We start from the raw sequence: 368 nt of genomic DNA, 5'->3' as shown, positions 1-368 counted from the left end.
TCGTTTGGGAAAAAGACTCATTGGACGATCGAGAAGTGATTTTCGAATTTTTATACGAATTTAACCCACTTGCTGCTGAAAAAACTGACACTATTATTGAGACTAAAGTTGAAAACTTGATACAGCAACCGTTGATGGGCGTTGAAAGAGAAGGAATACCTGGACGGCTTTTAATTATCCCAGAGGTGTCAATGATTGTTTCGTACTTCATAAGAGAAGACGTAATTCATATTCTAAGGGTTTTACACCAGAAGCAAAAATTTCCTGTAGGCAACTGAACGCGCTGCTTAGGGGCGCAAACACGGCGGCTATAATCGGAACGAAGTGACACAGCCGCAGTGTTTGTGTCCCAGCGAGCCCGCGAGCGG

1 protein-coding gene is annotated in these 368 nt (G+C 43.8%); it reads left to right on the top strand.

Annotated elements, in window-relative coordinates:
* On the top strand, positions 1 to 278 hold a 278-nt coding region (locus ACXAGX_RS20585), incomplete at its 5' end, for a type II toxin-antitoxin system RelE/ParE family toxin (RefSeq protein ID WP_474840717.1).
* Positions 279 to 368 lie beyond the last annotated feature (90 nt).

The sequence above is a fragment of the Alteromonas sp. ABV4_515 genome (assembly GCF_056160345.1).
The sequence above is the reverse complement of the archived record's forward strand: the minus strand, read 5'-3'. Positions and strand labels throughout refer to the sequence as shown.